The following is a 17,414-nucleotide window of genomic DNA, read 5'->3' as shown; positions in this document are numbered from 1 at the left end:
TTTGATTTCAGGGCTGGTTACTGACGCCACAAGCTGACACAAGCAAGATCAACACAATCTGTCTTAATCCCTTTGATTTCAGGGCTGGTTACTGACATAGAGCAGCTATGATTCGCATTGGATATAAGGTCTTAATCCCTTTGATTTCAGGGCTGGTTACTGACGCCGCTGAAGCACTTGGAAGCACGGCGGTTCCACAGGTCTTAATCCCTTTGATTTCAGGGCTGGTTACTGACCGAAACACGGCACGGCAACGGCCGTGCTGACCACGTCTTAATCCCTTTGATTTCAGGGCTGGTTACTGACCCGGCAAAAATGGAAAGTCACGCGGCCGAGGAAAGTCTTAATCCCTTTGATTTCAGGGCTGGTTACTGACCGGAACCAGGCAACCAAAACGACACCGATCCGATGTCTTAATCCCTTTGATTTCAGGGCTGGTTACTGACGAGGACCATGAGCACCACCATCAGCCTGAAAAAAGTCTTAATCCCTTTGATTTCAGGGCTGGTTACTGACCCAGTCAGTTCGCCCGGCAGAGCGGCCGGACAAAGGTCTTAATCCCTTTGATTTCAGGGCTGGTTACTGACATGTTGGTGGAGCACTTCGAGGGGCAAGACACCGTCTTAATCCCTTTGATTTCAGGGCTGGTTACTGACGATCCGTGCCGACCTGATGGTTGACAAGACCACGTCTTAATCCCTTTGATTTCAGGGCTGGTTACTGACTCATGAAAACCAACCAAGCCATCGATTGCATCGAACGTCTTAATCCCTTTGATTTCAGGGCTGGTTACTGACCGAACTTGATGAGTAACCACCCAAACCGCAGCCCGTCTTAATCCCTTTGATTTCAGGGCTGGTTACTGACCGTTTGTCACCCGCGAAGAGCATTTCGGAAAGCCGTCTTAATCCCTTTGATTTCAGGGCTGGTTACTGACGCGCCGCCGAGAGGCGCGAAGCCTCCCGCTACTGTCTTAATCCCTTTGATTTCAGGGCTGGTTACTGACGTGGGTACGCTGCACCAAAGGGTGCCGCGGCGGCTGGGTCTTAATCCCTTTGATTTCAGGGCTGGTTACTGACAGCGAACCATGAAGACCATAATCACCACCGACAGCGTCTTAATCCCTTTGATTTCAGGGCTGGTTACTGACCGTTTCGTCCGGGATTGGACCGCCGGCGAGCTGGGTCTTAATCCCTTTGATTTCAGGGCTGGTTACTGACCGCCCGCCCCGTAATGTCCTACGGCCAGCGCGGCGTCTTAATCCCTTTGATTTCAGGGCTGGTTACTGACAGACCATCAATGACAACTGGGCAGACTGGATTGGTCTTAATCCCTTTGATTTCAGGGCTGGTTACTGACGGACGGATCAAAAACCAAAGCCGTTTCGGCGATGTCTTAATCCCTTTGATTTCAGGGCTGGTTACTGACTCCTGGCCGCGTTCGGCATCGTCGGCCGGATCGAGTCTTAATCCCTTTGATTTCAGGGCTGGTTACTGACCAGAAATGGAAGATCGACCCGTTCAACAAGTGGTTGTCTTAATCCCTTTGATTTCAGGGCTGGTTACTGACAATTTCGCCAAACGGTTCGACGAGCTATCAGGGTCTTAATCCCTTTGATTTCAGGGCTGGTTACTGACTATACGCCCGTTCTGCCATAACACACACAAGATCAGTCTTAATCCCTTTGATTTCAGGGCTGGTTACTGACATAAAATGAACGAATTCGCCACACTCGCAAACGTCTTAATCCCTTTGATTTCAGGGCTGGTTACTGACAATTCCGTATGCTCATTGGTCTCTGTTTCTTATGTCTTAATCCCTTTGATTTCAGGGCTGGTTACTGACTTGGCAGACCTATCGGCTGGCCATGCTCAACGCGGTCTTAATCCCTTTGATTTCAGGGCTGGTTACTGACCCGGATCGACTACGAATACGCGATGGATATGGCGTCTTAATCCCTTTGATTTCAGGGCTGGTTACTGACGGTACCGCAGGATACTGAGCGATTCCCCACCAGGTCTTAATCCCTTTGATTTCAGGGCTGGTTACTGACTGGCGTATGACCGCTGCCACGAGTGTGGCAGCGATGTCTTAATCCCTTTGATTTCAGGGCTGGTTACTGACTGTGCGCGGTTGCGCTCGGCCGTTTCGACGCCAGGGTCTTAATCCCTTTGATTTCAGGGCTGGTTACTGACCGAAGATTCCGACGAAGGCGACAACGAGTGAGCGGTCTTAATCCCTTTGATTTCAGGGCTGGTTACTGACCGCGCCTACGAGATTCTAGCTTCCTTTTCAGACACTTGGCGAGGGCGTTCGCAACTTTTCGCCTGATCCTCCGGGATGTCTTGCGGCGTGCCGCGTGTCTGGGTGTATCGGCCCAGGCCGAAGGCGGTCTCCTTGCCTACGTGCAGCCAGGCGCCAAGTTCGAGGAAGGGCTGGAATGGGGCGAGCGGGCCTTCCAGCCGCCAGGTGCCGACGACCCCGCCGAGACTCATCTTCTGCTTCTGGCGCGAGGAGTAGCGTGTCCAGTCAAGCCAGGTGAGGCGCTTCTCGTCGCGTATGTCGGCACACGCGGCACTCAGCGCCGCGAAATCCTCCAGCAAGGGTCCGTCGCCGTGGAACTCGGCCAGCAGATTGGCGCGGCGGATGATGGCCAGCAGCAGGGTACGTGCCTGCAGCTTTCCCGGGGGGAGGGCATGGCCGTTGTGTTGCAGACGCAGCGGTGTGCTGAAGCACAGGGTCGTGGAACTCATCACCAGCTGCTTGGGGTCGGCGCGCAGGGTGATCGTTTGCACGTGAGGCGCAATGCTGCCGACCTCCGGGCGATGGATCTCGTGCTCGCCGCTGTCGCTGCAGTGTACGACGCGGCGCAGATCGGCCGTGCCGTCGGCAGCACCGAGGCCGCGCGCGAGGGCGCGCCGCCAGGCCAGGATGATCAGCGGCAATTCCTGCAGCGCCCGGCCGATCAGTACGTGGTGAAAGGCCAGCGTCTCGCCGGTGGCGAGCATCCGGCTGCCCCAGGCGGGTGGTTCGATGACATGCGGCGCGGGAATCTGGGTGAAGTTCTGCAGGCTGTGCGTTGCCGGAGGTGGTGGAGCGAAGATCGCCGGGTAGGGACAGGTGGCGAGCAACGGGCAGCCGGCGCACTCCTTCTGCCGCGTCATGCAGGCAAGCTGGCGCAGGGCGTGGCCGAAGGCGCCACGCAGCATCGACCCGGCATAGTCGGGCAGACGGATCGACTGTCTGACCTGGAACTCGAAGCGGTAGCGGGCAACCGGGAAGGAAATGGCGGCACTCATGGGGCACGCAGCGCAGCAAGCTTGAGCTTCCTGCGTTCATCCTTGATGTCGACCTTGACGACTTGCGGCAGCCAGTGCTCGATGGCGTCGGCGGCGGCCCGTCGCTCGGCCTGTGGCCAGGCGGCGGCGTCGCGAGCGAGCGCCTTCGCCTTGGCATGGAAAACGGCGTTGGCGTTTTCCTGTTTGCCACGCAACTGCTTGGCACGCGCGGCGAAGTCGGTCTTGAATTCCTCGATACGGCGCAGGTCCGGATTCATCAAGGCAAGTTCGCACTGGCGTTTCGCTTCCGCTTCCGCTTCGGCACGCGCGGCGACAGCCCTGGCCTGCTTCTCGCTGACGATGGTGGCCGCAGTGGCGGCGCGCTGCGCCTGTTTTTCCCGGAGGCGCAGCAGGCGATCCTGATGCGCTTCACGCAGGAGGCCACTGCGCGAAGCGAGTTGCTGTTGCACGGCGTCCGAGAGGTGGCGGTGACGGTCGTCGCAGGCATCGACCCAGATCCAGCCGAAAGGCAGCAGCCCGCTGTTGCCGGATCGTGTCAGGCTGGCGTAGCGCTTCTCGGTGGTGGCTGGGCGAAAGTCGGAAGTTTGCTTGCCGTCGACGCGGGGACCGAGGATCTTGATGTTGCGCAGGCCGCCAAGGGTGACCGATTCGGCACCCGAGTGGCGGCCGACGCGCAGCAGGAAACCCTGCCGCGCCGCCATCAGTTCGTCGAGTTCTTCGCCGAGCAGGCGGTAGATCAGCCGCGCCCACTCGCTGTCGAGCAATGCGCCGAGTACCGGGTGCTGCAGTTCGGCTTCGAGCTGCGGGCGGTAGAAGCCATTGCAGGCGTCGCAGAGGGCTTCCCAGGGAATCGTCGCGCTGGGGCCGAAGCGCATCTCGCCGAGGAAGGACGCCGGCAGCGCTTCAGGGATCGTTTCGAGAAACACCTTGAGTTCCGGCGACGGCCGTTCGTCGTCACGTGGCGGGCGCTTTTTCTTGCTGATCGCGTAGAGCACGCGCGTCGGCGGTGGCGTGCTGTCGTCCTCGGGGTGCGCGTCGGCGAGCGCGAGGTGACGGAAAGGATCGTTTTCGAACTGGCCGGCGGCGTAGCCGAGCAGGCGTTGTTCGAGGCTGCGCGCAGCACCTTGCCTGTCTGCCCTTTCGGCGGGGTTGAGTGGCGAATTGGCATTCAAGTGGTTCAGCCAGGCGGTGCGGATGCTGCCCTTGAGCGAACTGCCGGGCAGGTATGGGGTGCCATCGAAAGGCCGGAAGGCGGTACGGGCGATCGGGAAAAGGTTGTAGGTCGGCTCGCCGCCGGGGTCGCGATGTGTCGGCCTGCCGGCTTTCGTTGCGTATTCACGGGCCAGATCCCCGGCGACGGCTACTTGCTGCGTGGCGAGTTCGGCAAAACGCGCGGCGCCATCGCGAAAGAAGCGCTGGATGGCACCGATCGGCTCGGGCTGCTTGGCCGTCGCGGTAAGGCGCTTGCGCTCGTCGTCGCTCAATGAATCGGCGAGGTCGGCTGGATCGAGGACGTGCAGCAGGCCCTCGTGGATGACGAAGCCGCTCGGCTCATAGACTTCGCCACAACCGACATGCACCGGCGACAACGTCCAAATCGCCAGCGAGCGGGTGAGGGGGCGTGTGTGCTTGGTCACGGTGCGGACTCCAGAGCGAGGAAGGCAACGGGGGAATAGCCCTGCTGCACGGTGGCGGCTTCGGCCTTGGAGAGTCTGCCGGCGCCACCGAGACCCTGGCCGATGAATGCGCGGTCGGCAAAGCCACTCGCCGGCACCAGCGCGGCGCCGCTGGCGGCGAGCAGCACCGGTGTCTTGAAGGGCTGACCGGCGATCGCCAGAGCGTTGCCGTGGCGGCCGAAGCGGGTGAGTACGCGCCAGTAACTCGAGGCGCCGACGAAACCCTGGCCCTGCGGCGCGCAGGGGGCGAGCGTCCAGTAGGCATTGGCACCCGCGGGAACCGCGAAGGTCGTGGGCTCGATGTTCTCCAGCGTAAACTTGCCGAGGCCGACGCTGGCGTCGCGGCCGAAGCCGTGACTGCCGATCGCCGCGAGCAGGTTGGCTGCCTCCGCCGACGCGACACGCTCACTATCGAGCACCAGATAGAGGTCGATGCGCTGTCCGGCAGCGTGGCAGGTCTGCGGCACGCTGTAGGGGGCAAAAGCGCCTTCGCCGGTGCTGCCGCTCAGGCGGTTGAGTGTGTTGTGCGCCCGCATTTGGCGTTGTGGCGCCTGGCTGTAGGCGGTGGCGTCATCGACAGCACTGGCGAGCTGGATGGCCAGCCTCTCGCCGCTGCGTGCAGCAGCCAGCCAGCGCTGCCGCTTGGCTGCCTTGCGCTGTGCCGGGTTGTCGGCAGCGGGGGCAAAATGCTGCGGCAGCGTCGGCCGCGGCAGGTAGCCGGCCGGGAAACCGTCGGAGGCGACCAGCCAGGGGCACCCCTCGGTGTAGCCTGCGAGGCGGCGGCTCAGTTCGGCCTCGCCGGCGGCTTCGCGCAGCGCCCAGCAGAGCTGGCCGAAGAGCGTGTCGCCGGCGAGCGGCGTGCCGAGCGGGGTGTGCAGCGCCAGCGTGGCGCGATGGAGAGCGTACGGCATGCTTCAGGCGCCCGTCGGGAAAAGGAGCAGGGCGTCGAAATCGGCCTGGATCGAGGCGCCGTCGAGCGCCAGACCGGTCAGGGCCACCTTGCCGTAACCGCGCGAACCCGAGCCGCCGAGGCTGTCGGCGGCGAGCAGCCTGAGGCCGCGCAACAGCAGCGGCAGCAGATCCTCGTCGTCGATGACTTTTAGCGACAGCCGGAAATCGAATTCGGCGCCGGCGATGACGCGCTCGGTGAAGCGGGGGTTTTCGGCGACGCCGGCAATGCGGTTGATCGAGTTCTCGCTCTTGTCTTCGGTAGTCAGCAGGTTGCGCGCGCGGGCCTTCGCCAGCCACTCGGCGTTCAGCGCGCAGTCCCAGAAGGCGATGCGGGTCGGGCCGATTTCGCTGACCAGTTTCTCGACTTCGCCGCCCGGCGCACCGCCGAACAGGCGCAGCAGGTCGCGCGCCTGCGGGGTGTCGTTCTTTGCCAGGTGCTGGAACGAGAAAGGATGGCCGTTGCTGGCGCTGACCAGACCGAGCTGCCATTCGAGCAGCGAGCGGATCTTGCCCTTGAGCGACGAGCCGGGGATGTAGGGCTGGCCGTCGAGCGGGTTCTTGACCACCGGGTTGTCGGTGCCGCCGATGCGCATCTCGGTGTCGCCGGCGCCGATGTGCAGACCGGTCTTGAGCGTCAGGGTGGCGGTGAGTTGTTTGATTCGGGTCAGTTGCATGGTTGTGCTTTCCGGAGGTTCAGGCGCGCAGCGCCTTGAGGAAGCCGAGAACGGCTTCGAAGTGGAGGCGGAAGTGGTCGAGTGCTTTGGCACTGGTGGTGGTTCTGAGGCATTCGCGGAACCAAGACACGAATTGTTCATCGACCAGTTGGCGCCCTTTCGCGTAGGCGACCTTGGCGTTGAGCATGCGAATGAATGCCTCGTACTGGCGGAATTTCTCGTCGTCGCCGTCGATCCGTTCCTGCCAGCCGACGAGTTCGTCGTAGAAGCGGCGAATCTGCGTCGGCTTGTTGAGATGGCGGGCAGCCAGATCGAGTCGGATGGCGACGGTCTCGGCTTCCTTGTTGAACAGCTCGGCGTCGGGGGGAATGGCAGCCAGATTGATGGGCATCGTGGGTTCTCCTTGAGGTCATTGTGCGGGAAGTCAGCAGCAGGGTCTGCTACGGCAAGCTTGCCATAGCGGTTTCTTGATCACTCGCGCTGCCGGTAGAGCAATACCGACAGCGGCAGGCGGTAAGCCCCCTTGTGGGCACCCAGCGCGCCGCCGATTTCGCGAATGGCGTCGGCCAGTAATGGTTCGCGGCGCCCGCGCGCGGCCTCGTCGCCCTTGACGCGGTCGCGGAAGAAGCGCGCCAGCCGGTAATGGAGTTGCGAGCGCCAGATGGCGTCCTCGGGCCGCTGACTCTCGGCGCGGTCGGAAAGCTGCAGCAGGGTGTAGAGGATGCCGCTGGAGAAGGTTGCGCCGTGGCTGCCGGCGGGCTCGATCAGTGCCGCGAGCGCGGCCTGGCGCTGTCCCATCAACGTCTGCCAGTCAGCCCATGAGACGGGGCGTTGCCAGAGTGTGACGGCGTTCTTGCGAGGATCGTTCTTGTCAGGATGTGTCTTGGCTGCCGCAAGCGCTTCTTCGGCACTGCGAGCGAGTTGGCGGATCGGAGTGGCTGGGTGATTCATCGAGAGACCCGCCGAGAAGGTGATCTGCGGGTTGGCGACGTAGGCCGCAAAATTCTCGCGCAGCGTCGTTGCCAGTGCGAGCGTCGAATCCCAGGGGCCGATCAGGAAGAAGTCGTCGCCGCCGGCGAAGACGGTGTAGGTGTTGCGGTAGCGGGCGACGCCGTTGTCGTCGTGGCCATGTTCGCAGAACCAGGGCAGCCAGAGCGCGAAGAAGGCGTTGATCTGTCGCGACAGCGACGCCATTTTGGCGAAGGTCGGTTTCTCCAGGCCTTTCTGGAAGATCTCGCCGAGATTGTCGATGTCGCCCTTGATCGTGAGCAGCGCGATTTCGCCCTGCCAGCGGCCAGTGTCGGTCTGCTGGCGATCTTCGCAGGCGATCAGGTTGAATGTCTTGATCGCGGCCGCGTGCTGTCCCTCGGCTTCGGCTTCCCATCGGTCGTATTTGCCGGCGGTCTGTGCATCGCCGGTGTCGAAGCGCGGCACGTAGCTGTTCACGAAGCGCCGTGCATAGCCACGCCAGAGCGTGCCATCGGCTTCGGCGGCGTCGAAGTCCCAGACGCGCAGCAGGGTGCCGTTGCGCGCCAGCTCGCCGTACTTGCCGGATTCCTCGGCATTCGGGACGATCGCCAGGCGGTAGCCGAAGTAATCCAGGCCGAGGACAGGCAAGCTCTCGGCCTGGCGGGCGACGAGCAGGCGCGCGTGCCGGGTCAGTTGCTCGCCGATACGGATCTGGTCGTCGGCGAGCGTCGACAACGGGTAGTCGCGGTGTGCCGACGCTGCACGATCGGCCGGGTGACGGCCGTTGATGGCGCAGACGCCGAGGGTGTTGTCGAAGCGGTCGAGAAAGCCGTCAAAAATGCTGGGCGCATCGGTGGCGCAGAGGTCGAAACGCCGGTGCTTGGCAGTGTCGAGCGCTGCGAACAGGCGTTTTGTGAGTTCGCCGAAGCGGCCGGCGGCGAAATCGTTGCACGAGGCCGGCGTGCTGGCCAGCCCGACGCCGATCTCGCCGTAGGTGTGGGCCAGACACCAGTCGCTGAGTTCCTGCCGGCAGCGGGCGATCGCGGCATGCGCGCCGGAGGTATTCGGGGCGACGATCAGGAACTTGCCGGCGGCGTTGATGATCTGCACGGTCGGCGGCAGTTCGAGCGCTTCGAGCAGTCTGAGGGCAGCGCATTCGGCGAGCAGGGAAACCTGGAACGAGCGGCCGCGCAGCAGTTTGTGCGCGTTCTTCTGCGTCGCGCCGCCTTCGGCGAAGATGAAGTCCTGAATGCCGAAGAAGTCACCCTGAACGAGCAGGATCTTTTGTTCCGCCCAGCCTTCGCGAACCGCGCGCGCGTCTTCCTGTTCCTGGTCGTGATGCCAGCGCCACAGCGCCGTGGCCAGTGCGGCAGCCGCCTTGCTGTGGTCGTAGAGCGAGACCTCGGGCTTGACGCCGAAAGCGGTGGCGGCCGGAATGGCGTGCGTGATGGTCAGCCACAGGCTGTCGAAGTGGTCCAGCCAGAGCGGCAGCGCGCCCAGATGCTCCTTCGGGATGCGCTGCACGCCTTCGAGCAGTAATTCCCACAAGACGAGATACTCGCGGCGCGCGCTGGCGTTGTCGTGCGGTGTGCACGCGGCGGTGGCCTGCGGGAAGATGCTGGCTGGCGAAAGCGGCTGCAGCGGGTAGCGCCATGCGAGTTTGCCTTCCTCGACGCTCGCCCGACCAATTTGTTCGAAGAGCGTCAGCAGGCGGGCGCGGTAATGGTTGTCGTGCTCCTTGCTGCGGTTGTACTTGAGGTCGAACTCGTCGCGTTCGAAGCCGGAGGCGACGCGATCTGCCGTCGCGACGATCCATTGCAGGAAGGTGTCCGGGCGATGGTGCGCGCTCGCGGCATTGACCGCCGAGTCGGTCGCGTTGCCGTCGACCGCCGTCGAAAACGGCAGGCAGTTGCGGCGCAGGTCTGGAAAGTGACCGGTTTCTTCGAGGGTATCCCAGGCCAGGCCGGTGTAAGCGGCGTGGATGTGGCTGTGCCAGCCGCGGCGGGGGTTGGCGCCTTCCTGGTGCCAGGGGCAATACAGCGTCTTGTGGGAATCGAGTCGACCGTGGTGGTCGATTCCGGCGCGTTCGGCCAGTTTGCCGATGTCGTGCATGAAGGCGGCGAGCGCGACACGCGCGGACTGTTCGAGGAGGTTCATGGCTTTACGGTCTCCCGGTTACAGCTTGAAGAGGTCCTTGCGCAGCATTTCGAGTTTGCTGCGCAGGCGATTTTCGTCATCGAGCGTTCTTGTGTCCTGGTTGGAACGCGGCCGGACGCCGTGCGCCAGGGCGTTGCGCAGATGTTCGAGTTGCCGGACGGCAGGTTGCTGTTCGCGCGCCTCGTGATAGGCATCGCGTCGGCGATCGAAGTCGTTGGGATTGTAACGTCGGTCGTTGCAGGCGCGGGTGGTGAAGGCTTCATACATGAAGGTTGCCGCACGCAGGTAGTCGCGCCGGGCCTGGTAGGCCGCGGCGAGCGAGAGTTCCCAGTCTTCCCGCATGGCGCCGCGAAACCAGCCGATCCGCTGTTTGAGCGTATCGCCGAAGAGGCTGCCGAGCGCGCCCTGATGCGCTTCGACCGAGGGAAAGACGCTGGTCAGCGTCTCGCGTGCGCGCACCGGGTTGCTCGTTCTTTCGAAGTAGGCGGCCTGCGCGAGCAGATCGGTACGCCCCTTGTCCATGCCGTCCGCCGCGAGTAGCGGTGCGAAGACTCCGTAGTCGCCGTCCTTGTCATAAGAGGCCAGGGCATCGACCCAGTCGAGCATGTCGAGCAGGCCGCCGAGACGCAGGACCGGCGTTTCGCCATCGGTGGTCTGCATTTCGAGGGCGCCGTAATACAGCTCTTCGACCTTGACGCCGGCGATCCGGGACAGATAGCGCGCCGCCACGAGAGCCAGCATCGGCAGGTGACGAAAGCCGTGGGTGACGTCGATGCTCAAGTGTTCGCCCTGCTCGACGACGGTCGCCAGGCGATGCAGGATCCCGGCCTGCTCGGCGGCGTCGCGTGCATAGGGAATCAGCAGACAGTCGACCGGGATGCCGAGTCTTTCGCTCAGTTGCTGGCGTGGCAGTGCCAGGAGTTGTTCATCGACCTCGCCGTTTTCGGTCGCTGCCATCAGGTGCAGCACCGCCTCGTCGTCGATTCCCTCGCGCTCGAAAAAGACGTCCCACATGCTGCCGGCGGTACCGACCAGGATGAGGCGGTCGGGTTTGAGATAGTCGGTCAGGGCAAGACCGAAGAACGGGACGGTGCGAGAGAAACCGGCGTCGAAGCGATAGTTCGCCGTGCGGTAGCCGGTTTTCGGGTCGGCACGGCCCTTGCCGAGAAAGCTGATGAGGGTGGTCATGGTGGTCTGCCTTTAGTGAGTGAGTCAGTCGGATAATCGGGGAGAGGGCAAACGGCGCCGCTTATTGGTGCTCTGCCGTTTCGATGTCGCCGTACCACACCGCCGTCGGGCGCAGATCGAGCCGGTAGAGGCGCGGCCGGCGGCCGCCGTCGCTGATCAGGTAAGGCTCGGCGGCGGGGCCGAGCTGGCGCTTGAGAATCTTCCTGAGCTTCGAGAGATGGGTCGAGAAGTAGCTGCCGTCCATGCCCTTCTTCAAGGCGCGTTCGGTGTCGTCGCGCTCGCCGAGCGGGCCGTCGATCCAGCGCAGTTCGACGAGGTAGCGCCTCTTCCAGTCGATGTCGCCGCTCTCCTTGGCGGGGGCGGGCAGCGGCGGCTCGCCGCACAGCGCACGGCGGGCGAAGACGCTGAGCAAGGCGAGTTCGGCCGGCGGCAGGGCGAACACCTTGCCGGCCGCACGGATGCGCCGTGCGGCGAGGTCGATCCGCAGTTCAGGCGGAGCCAGTGCGTGGCGCGCGGCTTCGACGGTCTGGTTGTAGCTGGCGTGGCCGGTGAGCAGGGCCTCCGGCAGGCCGTGGCGCAGACTGACGAAAGGCAGTTCGGCAAGCGTCACCTGCGCGCTGGCCGTGTCGGCGAGCCGGCCACCGGGCAGCTCGAGGACGCGGCTGGCCGGCGTCGGGTAGTAGAAGCCGATGCTCGACTCGAAAGGTTCGGAAACCAGCACGTGCGAGAGCTGGTCCTGTGGCCGGCCGTAGAGGGAGAGTGCATAGCCGAGAAAGAAGCCCATCGTCTTGCGGCCGCCGGCGATCGAGACATGCAGCGCGCAGTCGGGATCGGCGGTGAACTCGCGCACGAGTTCGGTGATGCCGTCCGCGGCGTGGCGGTTGTCATCGGGTGAGCGGATGTCTTCGAGCGCCTGGCCGTTACCGTCTTCGAGGACGTGGATGGTGCTGGCGTCGAAGCGCATGGGAGGCAGCGCATAGTCCCGGCAGAGGTGGTGGAACCAGCCCGGCTCGTCCGAGAGCAGCGCGAGGCGCGCCTTTTCGGCGCCGCTGCGGGTGGTGATGAGATGGATCTCGGTGGGAACGAAAGGAGCAGTGCCGGGGGCGGCGGCGAGGGCATACAGGGTCTCGGTGACGATCTGCGGCGACAGGCCGGTGACGGCGACGAGAATGCGCCGCGGGTACTGGTTGGGGTGTTCGCTGGTGTTGGGCATGATCTTGACCGTCCGGCTCTGGAATGGCGATCATTGTCTTCCTTTTTGTCCTGGCGAGCGGCGAATGGCAAGCTTGCCGTGAGGGAGGCGACCACCACCGCGACAGTCGCTTCGAGTGGGCTGCAACGACTCGTCCTGAACGGCGAGTCAGGCGGCGGATCCGCCGACTTTCCGTCACCAAGGACGATTTGATATCGTTCGCCATTGGTGGCGAACAAATCTACAATATTGCGCTAAATCGCCTGAGGTGACGCATCATGAAGATCTCGACAACGCTGACCAATGAGGCCATTCTCCAGGAACTGGGGCAACGGCTGGCAGGCGCGCGGCTGGCGCGCAACCTGACGCAGGCGGCTCTGGCCGAGGCGGCGGGGGTGGCCAAGCGCACGGTGGAACGGCTGGAGTCCGGTCAAACGGCGACGCAATTGTCGGGTTTCGTCAGGGTATGCCGGGTGCTGGGTTTGCTGGAGGGGCTGGATGCGCTGGTCCCCGAGGGCATACCCGGTCCGATCGCGCAACTGCAGATGCGGGGCCGCAAGCGGCAGCGGGCGACGGGTCGCCAGGCGGTGGCCGGGGAGGTGAAGAAATGGACCTGGGGTGATGGCTCATGATCGCCAGGGTGCAGCTCTGGGGGCGCACCATCGGGGCGGTTGCGCTGGAGGAGGGGCGTGAGCACGCCGCCTTTCAGTATGACCCGCGGTTTGCGGCAAGCGGGATCGAGCTGTCTCCGCTGGTCATGCCCTTGAGCGACCGGGTGTACGAGTTTCCCGCGCTGCCGCGCACCACCTTTCACGGGCTGCCGGGATTGTTGGCCGATTCGCTGCCGGACCGCTTCGGCAATGCCTTGATCAATGCCTGGCTGGCGACGCAGGGGCGCCGGCCGGAACACTTCGGTCCGATCGAGCGCCTGTGCTATACCGGTACGCGCGGCATGGGGGCGCTGGAGTTTTCTCCGGTGCTGGGACCGCGGCCGCGCCGGGCGGCCAGGGTGGAAATCGATGCCCTGGTGCGCCTGGCGTCCGACGTCCTGACGCACCGCAACGACCTGCAGGCCACCTTTGCCGGCGCCGCACGCGAGAAGGCGCTGAACGACATTCTCAGGGTCGGCACGTCGGCCGGCGGGGCGCGGGCGAAGGCGGTGATCGCCTGGAATCGCGAAACGAACGAGGTGCGTTCGGGGCAGATCGCGGCGGGCGAAGGTTTCGACTACTGGCTGTTGAAATTCGACGGCGTCTCCGGCAACCGGGACAAGGAGCTGGATGATCCGCAAGGCTATGGCGCCATCGAGTACGCCTATCATCTGATGGCCAGGGCGGCGGGCATTGCGATGAGCGAGTGCCGCCTGCTGGAAGAGAACGGCCGACGACACTTCATGACCCGCCGCTTCGACCGGCTGGCGGGCGGTGAAAAGCTGCACATGCAGTCGCTGTGCGCGCTGGCGCATTTCGACTTCAACCAGGCCGGAGCCTATTCGTATGAACAGGCGCTGCTCATCATCCGCCAGCTCGACCTGCCGATGGCGGCGGTCGAGGAACAGTTCCGGCGCATGGTGTTCAACATCGTTGCGCGCAATCAGGACGATCATGTGAAGAACATCGCCTTCCTGATGGACAGGCAGGGGCGCTGGGCGCTGGCGCCGGCGTTCGACGTGACCTACAGTTACAATCCGTCGGGTACGTGGACGTCGACGCACCAGATGACGCTGAACGGCAAACGGGACGGCTTCACGCGGGAGGATTTCCCGGCCTGCGCGAAGTCTGCGTTGATGAAACGCGGCCGTGCCGAGACGATCGTCGGGCAGGTGACGGCCGCCGTGCGGCGCTGGCCAGAGTTCGCCGCGCAAGCGGGGCTGGCCGGCGAATGGCGGGACAGGATTGCCCAAAGCCACCGCTTGAACCTTGCCGCCGGATGAAGCGTCGACGGAGGTCACCCGTGCCTGCTGGCGGAAATGGCGGCGCCGGACGGCTCGGGCCCTGGTCAGCCGGGGGCGCCTGTGCGAACATCGCTGCCGGCCGGGTGTCATCTGCGCCGATGCACCGGAAAGGCCGCGGCATCCGGTTGGCGCGGCATGCCGTACACCCTCGAGCAAGCGGTTTCCCAACCCGAAAGGAGCTGTCATGAGCACATCATTGACCGGCGGTTGCCTGTGCGGTGCCGTCCGTTACGAATCCTCGGTCCCGCCGGTGATGACCGGCAATTGCCATTGCCGCGATTGCCAGCGGGCGAGCGGCAGCGCTTACGCGCCGACCCTGTTCGCTCCGAGCGCCGCCGTCACCATCACTGGCGAAGTGAAGTACTTCACGAACAAGGGCAGCAGCGGTCGCGCCGTCAGCCGCGGCTTCTGTCCGGGTTGTGGTTCGCAACTGTTCGGCACGGTGGAGCAGATGCCTGGCCTGCTGGCGATCCGGGCCGGGACGCTGGACGACCCGAGCCTGTTCCAGCCGGCCATCGACCTGTTCACCTCGCGTGCCCCGGCCTGGGATTTCATGGACCCGAAGCTGCCCAAGTTTCCCGAGATGCCGCCGCGCGACTGATCGCCGGCCGCGGCGATCCGGCGCGCCGCGCAAGCAGCGGGACGAGCAGTCATGCCCCGCTTTCCCTTGCCCGGACGCCCGCCGGCGCGAGGTTCAAGTATCACGAGCGAACGGGTATTCCGCCGGGCGTGACCGCTGCCGGGGCCGGTCACGGTGCCCGCCGGGCGTTGGCGTGCAGGCGGGTGGCCGGGCCGAGCAGTGCCAGCCCCTCGTTGGCGGCCAGTGCACCGAGTACCAGGGCGCCGCCGATCAGGGTGCTGTCGGCCGGCCGCTCGCCGGCGCCCAGCCACGCCCAGGTGACGCCGAAGACGACTTCGAGCAGTCCGAGCAGTGCGATTTCGGGCGCCGCCAGTTCGCGCGACAGGCGCACGACGAGCAGGCAGGGTATCGCCAGTTGCACGCCGCCGAGCAGCGCGAGCAGCGCCAGGTCGTGGGTCGATGCCTGCAGCGGATAGGCGACGGGCAGGGTGCAGGCGGCCGACAGCAGGGCGCCGATCAGCACCGCCGGCAACAGGTCCTGCGCCTCCGCCCTGTCCCGGTCGGTCTGGCGCTGGGCGACATGCTGCATGGTCGTGAAGTTGAGCGCGGCGGCGAGCGGCACGGCCAGGGCGACCAGGGTGCCGGTCAGCGACAGGCCGGCGCTGGCCTCCTGCCCGAACATCCAGGCGATGCCCAGGCCGGCCACGGCAATCGCCAGCCAGGTGCGGGCCGGCAGGCGGTGATGCAGGAAAAGACGGGTGAACAAGGCGGTGACCAGGGGGCCGATGGCCATCGTCACCAGCACGTTGGCGACCGTGGTGAGGGTGATCGCCAGCATGAAAGCGGTGAACATCACTGCCCAGCACAGCCCGGAGAACCACATCGGCCACGCGGCCTGCGCCAGTCCCCGCCAGAGGCCGGGTCCGCGCAGGCTGGTCAGCCCGATGCCCAGTGCGAGCGCGTTGAACAGGCTGCGCCAGAAGGTGACCTCGAAGCTGCCGGTGCTGTCGAGGTGGCGCGAGACTACCCCGGCGATGCTCCAGAGCAGGGTGACCAGTATCATCAGGGCGACCGCACGGCGGTGCGACATGGGAGTGCTTTCTGGCGCGCGCTGTGGCGGGCCGGGGACAAAGGTCGCCATTGTGCCGGATATCGGCCGTTTTGCCTGCATCGGCGCAGTGCGGGGGGGCCGGCTGCCCGCCCTTGGCGGTGTGCCGCTCGGCGTGTCCTCAGGCGTAGTGCTGCCGGATGCGATAGCCATCGGCAGCACCAGGGAGTGATTCGACGAGGGCATAGCTGTCGATCCGCCAGTCCAGATCGGGGGTGGCGAGCGGAGGAATGGCGCCGGCGGCGCGCCGGGCGAGTGTGACGTGCGGCCGGAAGCGGCGCGTTTCGGGCGGCAGGCCAAGGCTGTGCAGGGCTTCGCCCAGGCTGGCGTGCAGTTGCTGCAGGGGCTCGGTCAGCGGTGCCGCGCGCAGCACGATCAGGCCGCGTGGCCAGGATTCGGGTCGGGTCAGTCCCAGTTCGAACGGATTCAGCGGCACCCGCAGACCGGTGCGCAGCTCGGCGAGGCGGCGGCGCTCGACCGAACCGATGAAGTGCAGGGTGAGGTGCAGACGGTCCGCCCTGACCGGCGCCGATCCCGCCGGCCATGACCACTGTCGCAGGTAAGCGAGCAGTTGCGCCTGCTCGTCCGCGCTCGGCCAGAGCGCCAGGAAAAGCCGGCACGGGTCCACCAGTCGGCGAGGCCGGCCGGCCTCGGCAATCGCCGTGCCGGTCTGCGGAGCGGTCGGGCTGCCTGTCGCGCGATCTTGTGCCATGGGTCGTTGATTCCTCGTCGGAGAGGGTCGCGGTCGGCCGGCGGATGCCTGCCCGGTACCGACGCCATTGTGCCATCGGCCTGGCTCGGCCCGACCGGGCGCCAACGACGGGTGCCGCGTCAGGGCAGTCCCGCCCGTCGTCTGAGACAATATGACGCAGGTCGCGCCGCAGACGGGACGCTACAATGACGCCCTTTGCGCGCGGCCCACGCGCTGCCCCATTTTCGTCCGAGACAGACTTGAGCCAGGCGTCGAGCTCGTCGAGCAGTTGCTGCGCGTATTTCGAGTCCGCCCAGGAGGAGCGGCCGCCGTTCTGGCACCGGGCCGGCATCGTGTTGGCGGTGGGAGGCCTGCACCTGTTGGGATTGCTGTTGGCCTTCGGCGAGCTGCGGCAGGCGACGCCGCGGGAGTTTTCTCCCGTGCCGAGCGTCCGCGTGCTGCAGCTCGCCCCGCGGGAGCCCCCCATCGAGGAAGCCCGAACGCCGACAGTACCGTCCAGACCGGCACGGGTCAGGCCGGCCGCTGTTCCGCCGGCACCACGCAAGGCGGCGGTGCCGGTCCCGCTGTCGAGCGCGGCGCCTGCCCTGGCGGCGCCGCCTGCGCCGGCCGTGGCGGCGCAATCAGCGGCGGTGCCGTTGGTCGAAGCGTCTCCGCCGCCGCTGATTGCGGCGCGTTTTGACGTCGATTACCTGCACAATCCGAAGCCGGTCTATCCCGCGACCTCGCGCCGGTTGAACGAACAGGGCAAGGTCGTTCTGCGGGTGCGGGTCAGCGCACAGGGTTTGCCGCTGAGCGTCGAGGTCAAGCAGTCGAGCGGCTTCCCGCGTCTCGACGAGGCGGCCCGTACCGCCGTCGAGGGCTGGCGATTCATTCCGGCACGGCAGGGCAGCCAGATGGTCGACTCTGCGGTTCTCGTGCCGTTGCAGTTCACTCTGGACAGTTGAAGGGGTTAAC

The 17,414-nt window shown here is 64.9% G+C and carries 15 protein-coding genes and 1 CRISPR repeat array; of the genes, 5 read left to right on the top strand and 10 right to left on the bottom strand.

Going from position 1 to position 17,414, the window contains the following annotated elements:
* Position 1: 1 nt before the first annotated feature.
* A CRISPR array of direct repeats spans positions 2 to 2,265; the repeat unit is 24 nt; unit sequence TTGATTTCAGGGCTGGTTACTGAC.
* A 5-nt stretch (positions 2,266 to 2,270) separates the two neighbouring features.
* From cas6 to csm6, 8 genes are all read right to left on the bottom strand, one after another.
* Entirely contained in the window at positions 2,271 to 3,299 is a 1,029-nt protein-coding gene (gene cas6 / locus JNK99_RS01855) for a CRISPR system precrRNA processing endoribonuclease RAMP protein Cas6 (protein ID WP_291847793.1), read from the bottom strand.
* The gene (gene csm5, locus JNK99_RS01850; protein ID WP_291847790.1) at positions 3,296 to 4,936 is read right to left on the bottom strand and encodes a type III-A CRISPR-associated RAMP protein Csm5; all 1,641 of its coding nucleotides are present in this window, start codon (positions 4,934 to 4,936) and stop codon (positions 3,296 to 3,298) included. The genes cas6 and csm5 overlap by 4 nt, the downstream gene beginning before the upstream one ends.
* Positions 4,933 to 5,886 carry a hypothetical protein gene (locus JNK99_RS01845; RefSeq protein ID WP_291847788.1) on the bottom strand — a complete coding sequence of 318 codons (954 nt, stop codon included), beginning with the start codon at positions 5,884 to 5,886 and terminating at the stop codon, positions 4,933 to 4,935. The genes csm5 and JNK99_RS01845 overlap by 4 nt, the downstream gene beginning before the upstream one ends.
* Positions 5,887 to 5,889: 3 nt before the next feature.
* Complete coding sequence (gene csm3 / locus JNK99_RS01840) at positions 5,890 to 6,600, bottom strand: type III-A CRISPR-associated RAMP protein Csm3 (RefSeq protein ID WP_291847785.1); 711 nt, start codon at positions 6,598 to 6,600, stop codon at positions 5,890 to 5,892.
* Between the two features lie 19 nt (positions 6,601 to 6,619).
* Positions 6,620 to 6,991: a type III-A CRISPR-associated protein Csm2 gene (gene csm2 / locus JNK99_RS01835; protein ID WP_291847782.1), complete on the bottom strand. Its 372-nt coding sequence runs from the start codon at positions 6,989 to 6,991 to the stop codon at positions 6,620 to 6,622.
* Between the two features lie 80 nt (positions 6,992 to 7,071).
* Complete coding sequence (gene cas10 / locus JNK99_RS01830; RefSeq protein ID WP_291847779.1) at positions 7,072 to 9,726, bottom strand: type III-A CRISPR-associated protein Cas10/Csm1; 2,655 nt, start codon at positions 9,724 to 9,726, stop codon at positions 7,072 to 7,074.
* Positions 9,727 to 9,744: 18 nt separating this feature from the next.
* On the bottom strand, positions 9,745 to 10,914 hold the full coding sequence (gene csx2, locus JNK99_RS01825) for a TIGR02221 family CRISPR-associated protein (protein WP_291847776.1): 1,170 nt from the start codon (positions 10,912 to 10,914) through the stop codon (positions 9,745 to 9,747).
* A gap of 61 nt (positions 10,915 to 10,975) precedes the next feature.
* A complete protein-coding gene (gene csm6, locus JNK99_RS01820) occupies positions 10,976 to 12,127 on the bottom strand; it encodes a CRISPR-associated ring nuclease Csm6 (RefSeq protein ID WP_291847773.1) in 1,152 nt (383 codons plus the stop codon).
* 23 nt (positions 12,128 to 12,150) lie between these two features.
* Between csm6 and JNK99_RS01815 the strand changes: the two genes are divergently transcribed.
* The 4 genes from JNK99_RS01815 (at position 12,151) to JNK99_RS01800 (ending at position 14,661) form a co-directional block, all read left to right on the top strand.
* Positions 12,151 to 12,378 carry a hypothetical protein gene (locus JNK99_RS01815; protein ID WP_291847770.1) on the top strand — a complete coding sequence of 76 codons (228 nt, stop codon included), beginning with the start codon at positions 12,151 to 12,153 and terminating at the stop codon, positions 12,376 to 12,378.
* Positions 12,379 to 12,384: 6 nt separating this feature from the next.
* Positions 12,385 to 12,738, top strand: coding sequence for a helix-turn-helix domain-containing protein (locus tag JNK99_RS01810; RefSeq protein ID WP_291847767.1), 354 nt, complete (start codon positions 12,385 to 12,387; stop codon positions 12,736 to 12,738).
* Positions 12,735 to 14,039 carry a HipA domain-containing protein gene (locus JNK99_RS01805; RefSeq protein WP_291847764.1) on the top strand — a complete coding sequence of 435 codons (1,305 nt, stop codon included), beginning with the start codon at positions 12,735 to 12,737 and terminating at the stop codon, positions 14,037 to 14,039. Before JNK99_RS01810 ends, JNK99_RS01805 begins: the two co-directional genes overlap by 4 nt.
* Positions 14,040 to 14,244: 205 nt before the next feature.
* Positions 14,245 to 14,661: a GFA family protein gene (locus tag JNK99_RS01800; protein ID WP_291847762.1), complete on the top strand. Its 417-nt coding sequence runs from the start codon at positions 14,245 to 14,247 to the stop codon at positions 14,659 to 14,661.
* 148 nt (positions 14,662 to 14,809) lie between these two features.
* On the opposite strand, the gene JNK99_RS01795 is transcribed toward JNK99_RS01800, so the two are convergent.
* Both JNK99_RS01795 and thpR read right to left on the bottom strand, forming a co-directional pair.
* Positions 14,810 to 15,730 carry a DMT family transporter gene (locus JNK99_RS01795; protein ID WP_291847759.1) on the bottom strand — a complete coding sequence of 307 codons (921 nt, stop codon included), beginning with the start codon at positions 15,728 to 15,730 and terminating at the stop codon, positions 14,810 to 14,812.
* A gap of 139 nt (positions 15,731 to 15,869) precedes the next feature.
* Positions 15,870 to 16,460 carry an RNA 2',3'-cyclic phosphodiesterase gene (gene thpR, locus JNK99_RS01790; RefSeq protein ID WP_291847756.1) on the bottom strand — a complete coding sequence of 197 codons (591 nt, stop codon included), beginning with the start codon at positions 16,458 to 16,460 and terminating at the stop codon, positions 15,870 to 15,872.
* Positions 16,461 to 16,699: 239 nt separating this feature from the next.
* Here thpR and JNK99_RS01785 point away from each other — a divergent pair, with 239 nt between their 5' ends.
* Positions 16,700 to 17,404, top strand: coding sequence for an energy transducer TonB (locus tag JNK99_RS01785; RefSeq protein ID WP_291847753.1), 705 nt, complete (start codon positions 16,700 to 16,702; stop codon positions 17,402 to 17,404).
* Positions 17,405 to 17,414 lie beyond the last annotated feature (10 nt).

The organism is Accumulibacter sp. (assembly GCF_016789985.1).
GTDB lineage: Bacteria > Pseudomonadota > Gammaproteobacteria > Burkholderiales > Rhodocyclaceae > Accumulibacter.
The sequence above is the reverse complement of the archived record's forward strand: the minus strand, read 5'-3'. Positions and strand labels throughout refer to the sequence as shown.

Bases quoted from the DNA above. Each gene is read 5' to 3' on its own strand.
- cas10 (WP_291847779.1), bottom strand. From the start codon at position 9,726: ATGAACCTCCTCGAACAGTCCGCGCGTGTCGCGCTCGCCGCCTTCATG.
- cas6 (WP_291847793.1), bottom strand. From the start codon at position 3,299: ATGAGTGCCGCCATTTCCTTCCCGGTTGCCCGCTACCGCTTCGAGTTC.
- thpR (WP_291847756.1), bottom strand. From the start codon at position 16,460: ATGGCACAAGATCGCGCGACAGGCAGCCCGACCGCTCCGCAGACCGGC.
- csm6 (WP_291847773.1), bottom strand. From the start codon at position 12,127: ATGCCCAACACCAGCGAACACCCCAACCAGTACCCGCGGCGCATTCTC.
- JNK99_RS01845 (WP_291847788.1), bottom strand. From the start codon at position 5,886: ATGCCGTACGCTCTCCATCGCGCCACGCTGGCGCTGCACACCCCGCTC.
- JNK99_RS01800 (WP_291847762.1), top strand. From the start codon at position 14,245: ATGAGCACATCATTGACCGGCGGTTGCCTGTGCGGTGCCGTCCGTTAC.
- JNK99_RS01795 (WP_291847759.1), bottom strand. From the start codon at position 15,730: ATGTCGCACCGCCGTGCGGTCGCCCTGATGATACTGGTCACCCTGCTC.
- JNK99_RS01805 (WP_291847764.1), top strand. From the start codon at position 12,735: ATGATCGCCAGGGTGCAGCTCTGGGGGCGCACCATCGGGGCGGTTGCG.
- JNK99_RS01810 (WP_291847767.1), top strand. From the start codon at position 12,385: ATGAAGATCTCGACAACGCTGACCAATGAGGCCATTCTCCAGGAACTG.
- JNK99_RS01815 (WP_291847770.1), top strand. From the start codon at position 12,151: ATGGCGATCATTGTCTTCCTTTTTGTCCTGGCGAGCGGCGAATGGCAA.
- csm2 (WP_291847782.1), bottom strand. From the start codon at position 6,991: ATGCCCATCAATCTGGCTGCCATTCCCCCCGACGCCGAGCTGTTCAAC.
- csx2 (WP_291847776.1), bottom strand. From the start codon at position 10,914: ATGACCACCCTCATCAGCTTTCTCGGCAAGGGCCGTGCCGACCCGAAA.
- csm3 (WP_291847785.1), bottom strand. From the start codon at position 6,600: ATGCAACTGACCCGAATCAAACAACTCACCGCCACCCTGACGCTCAAG.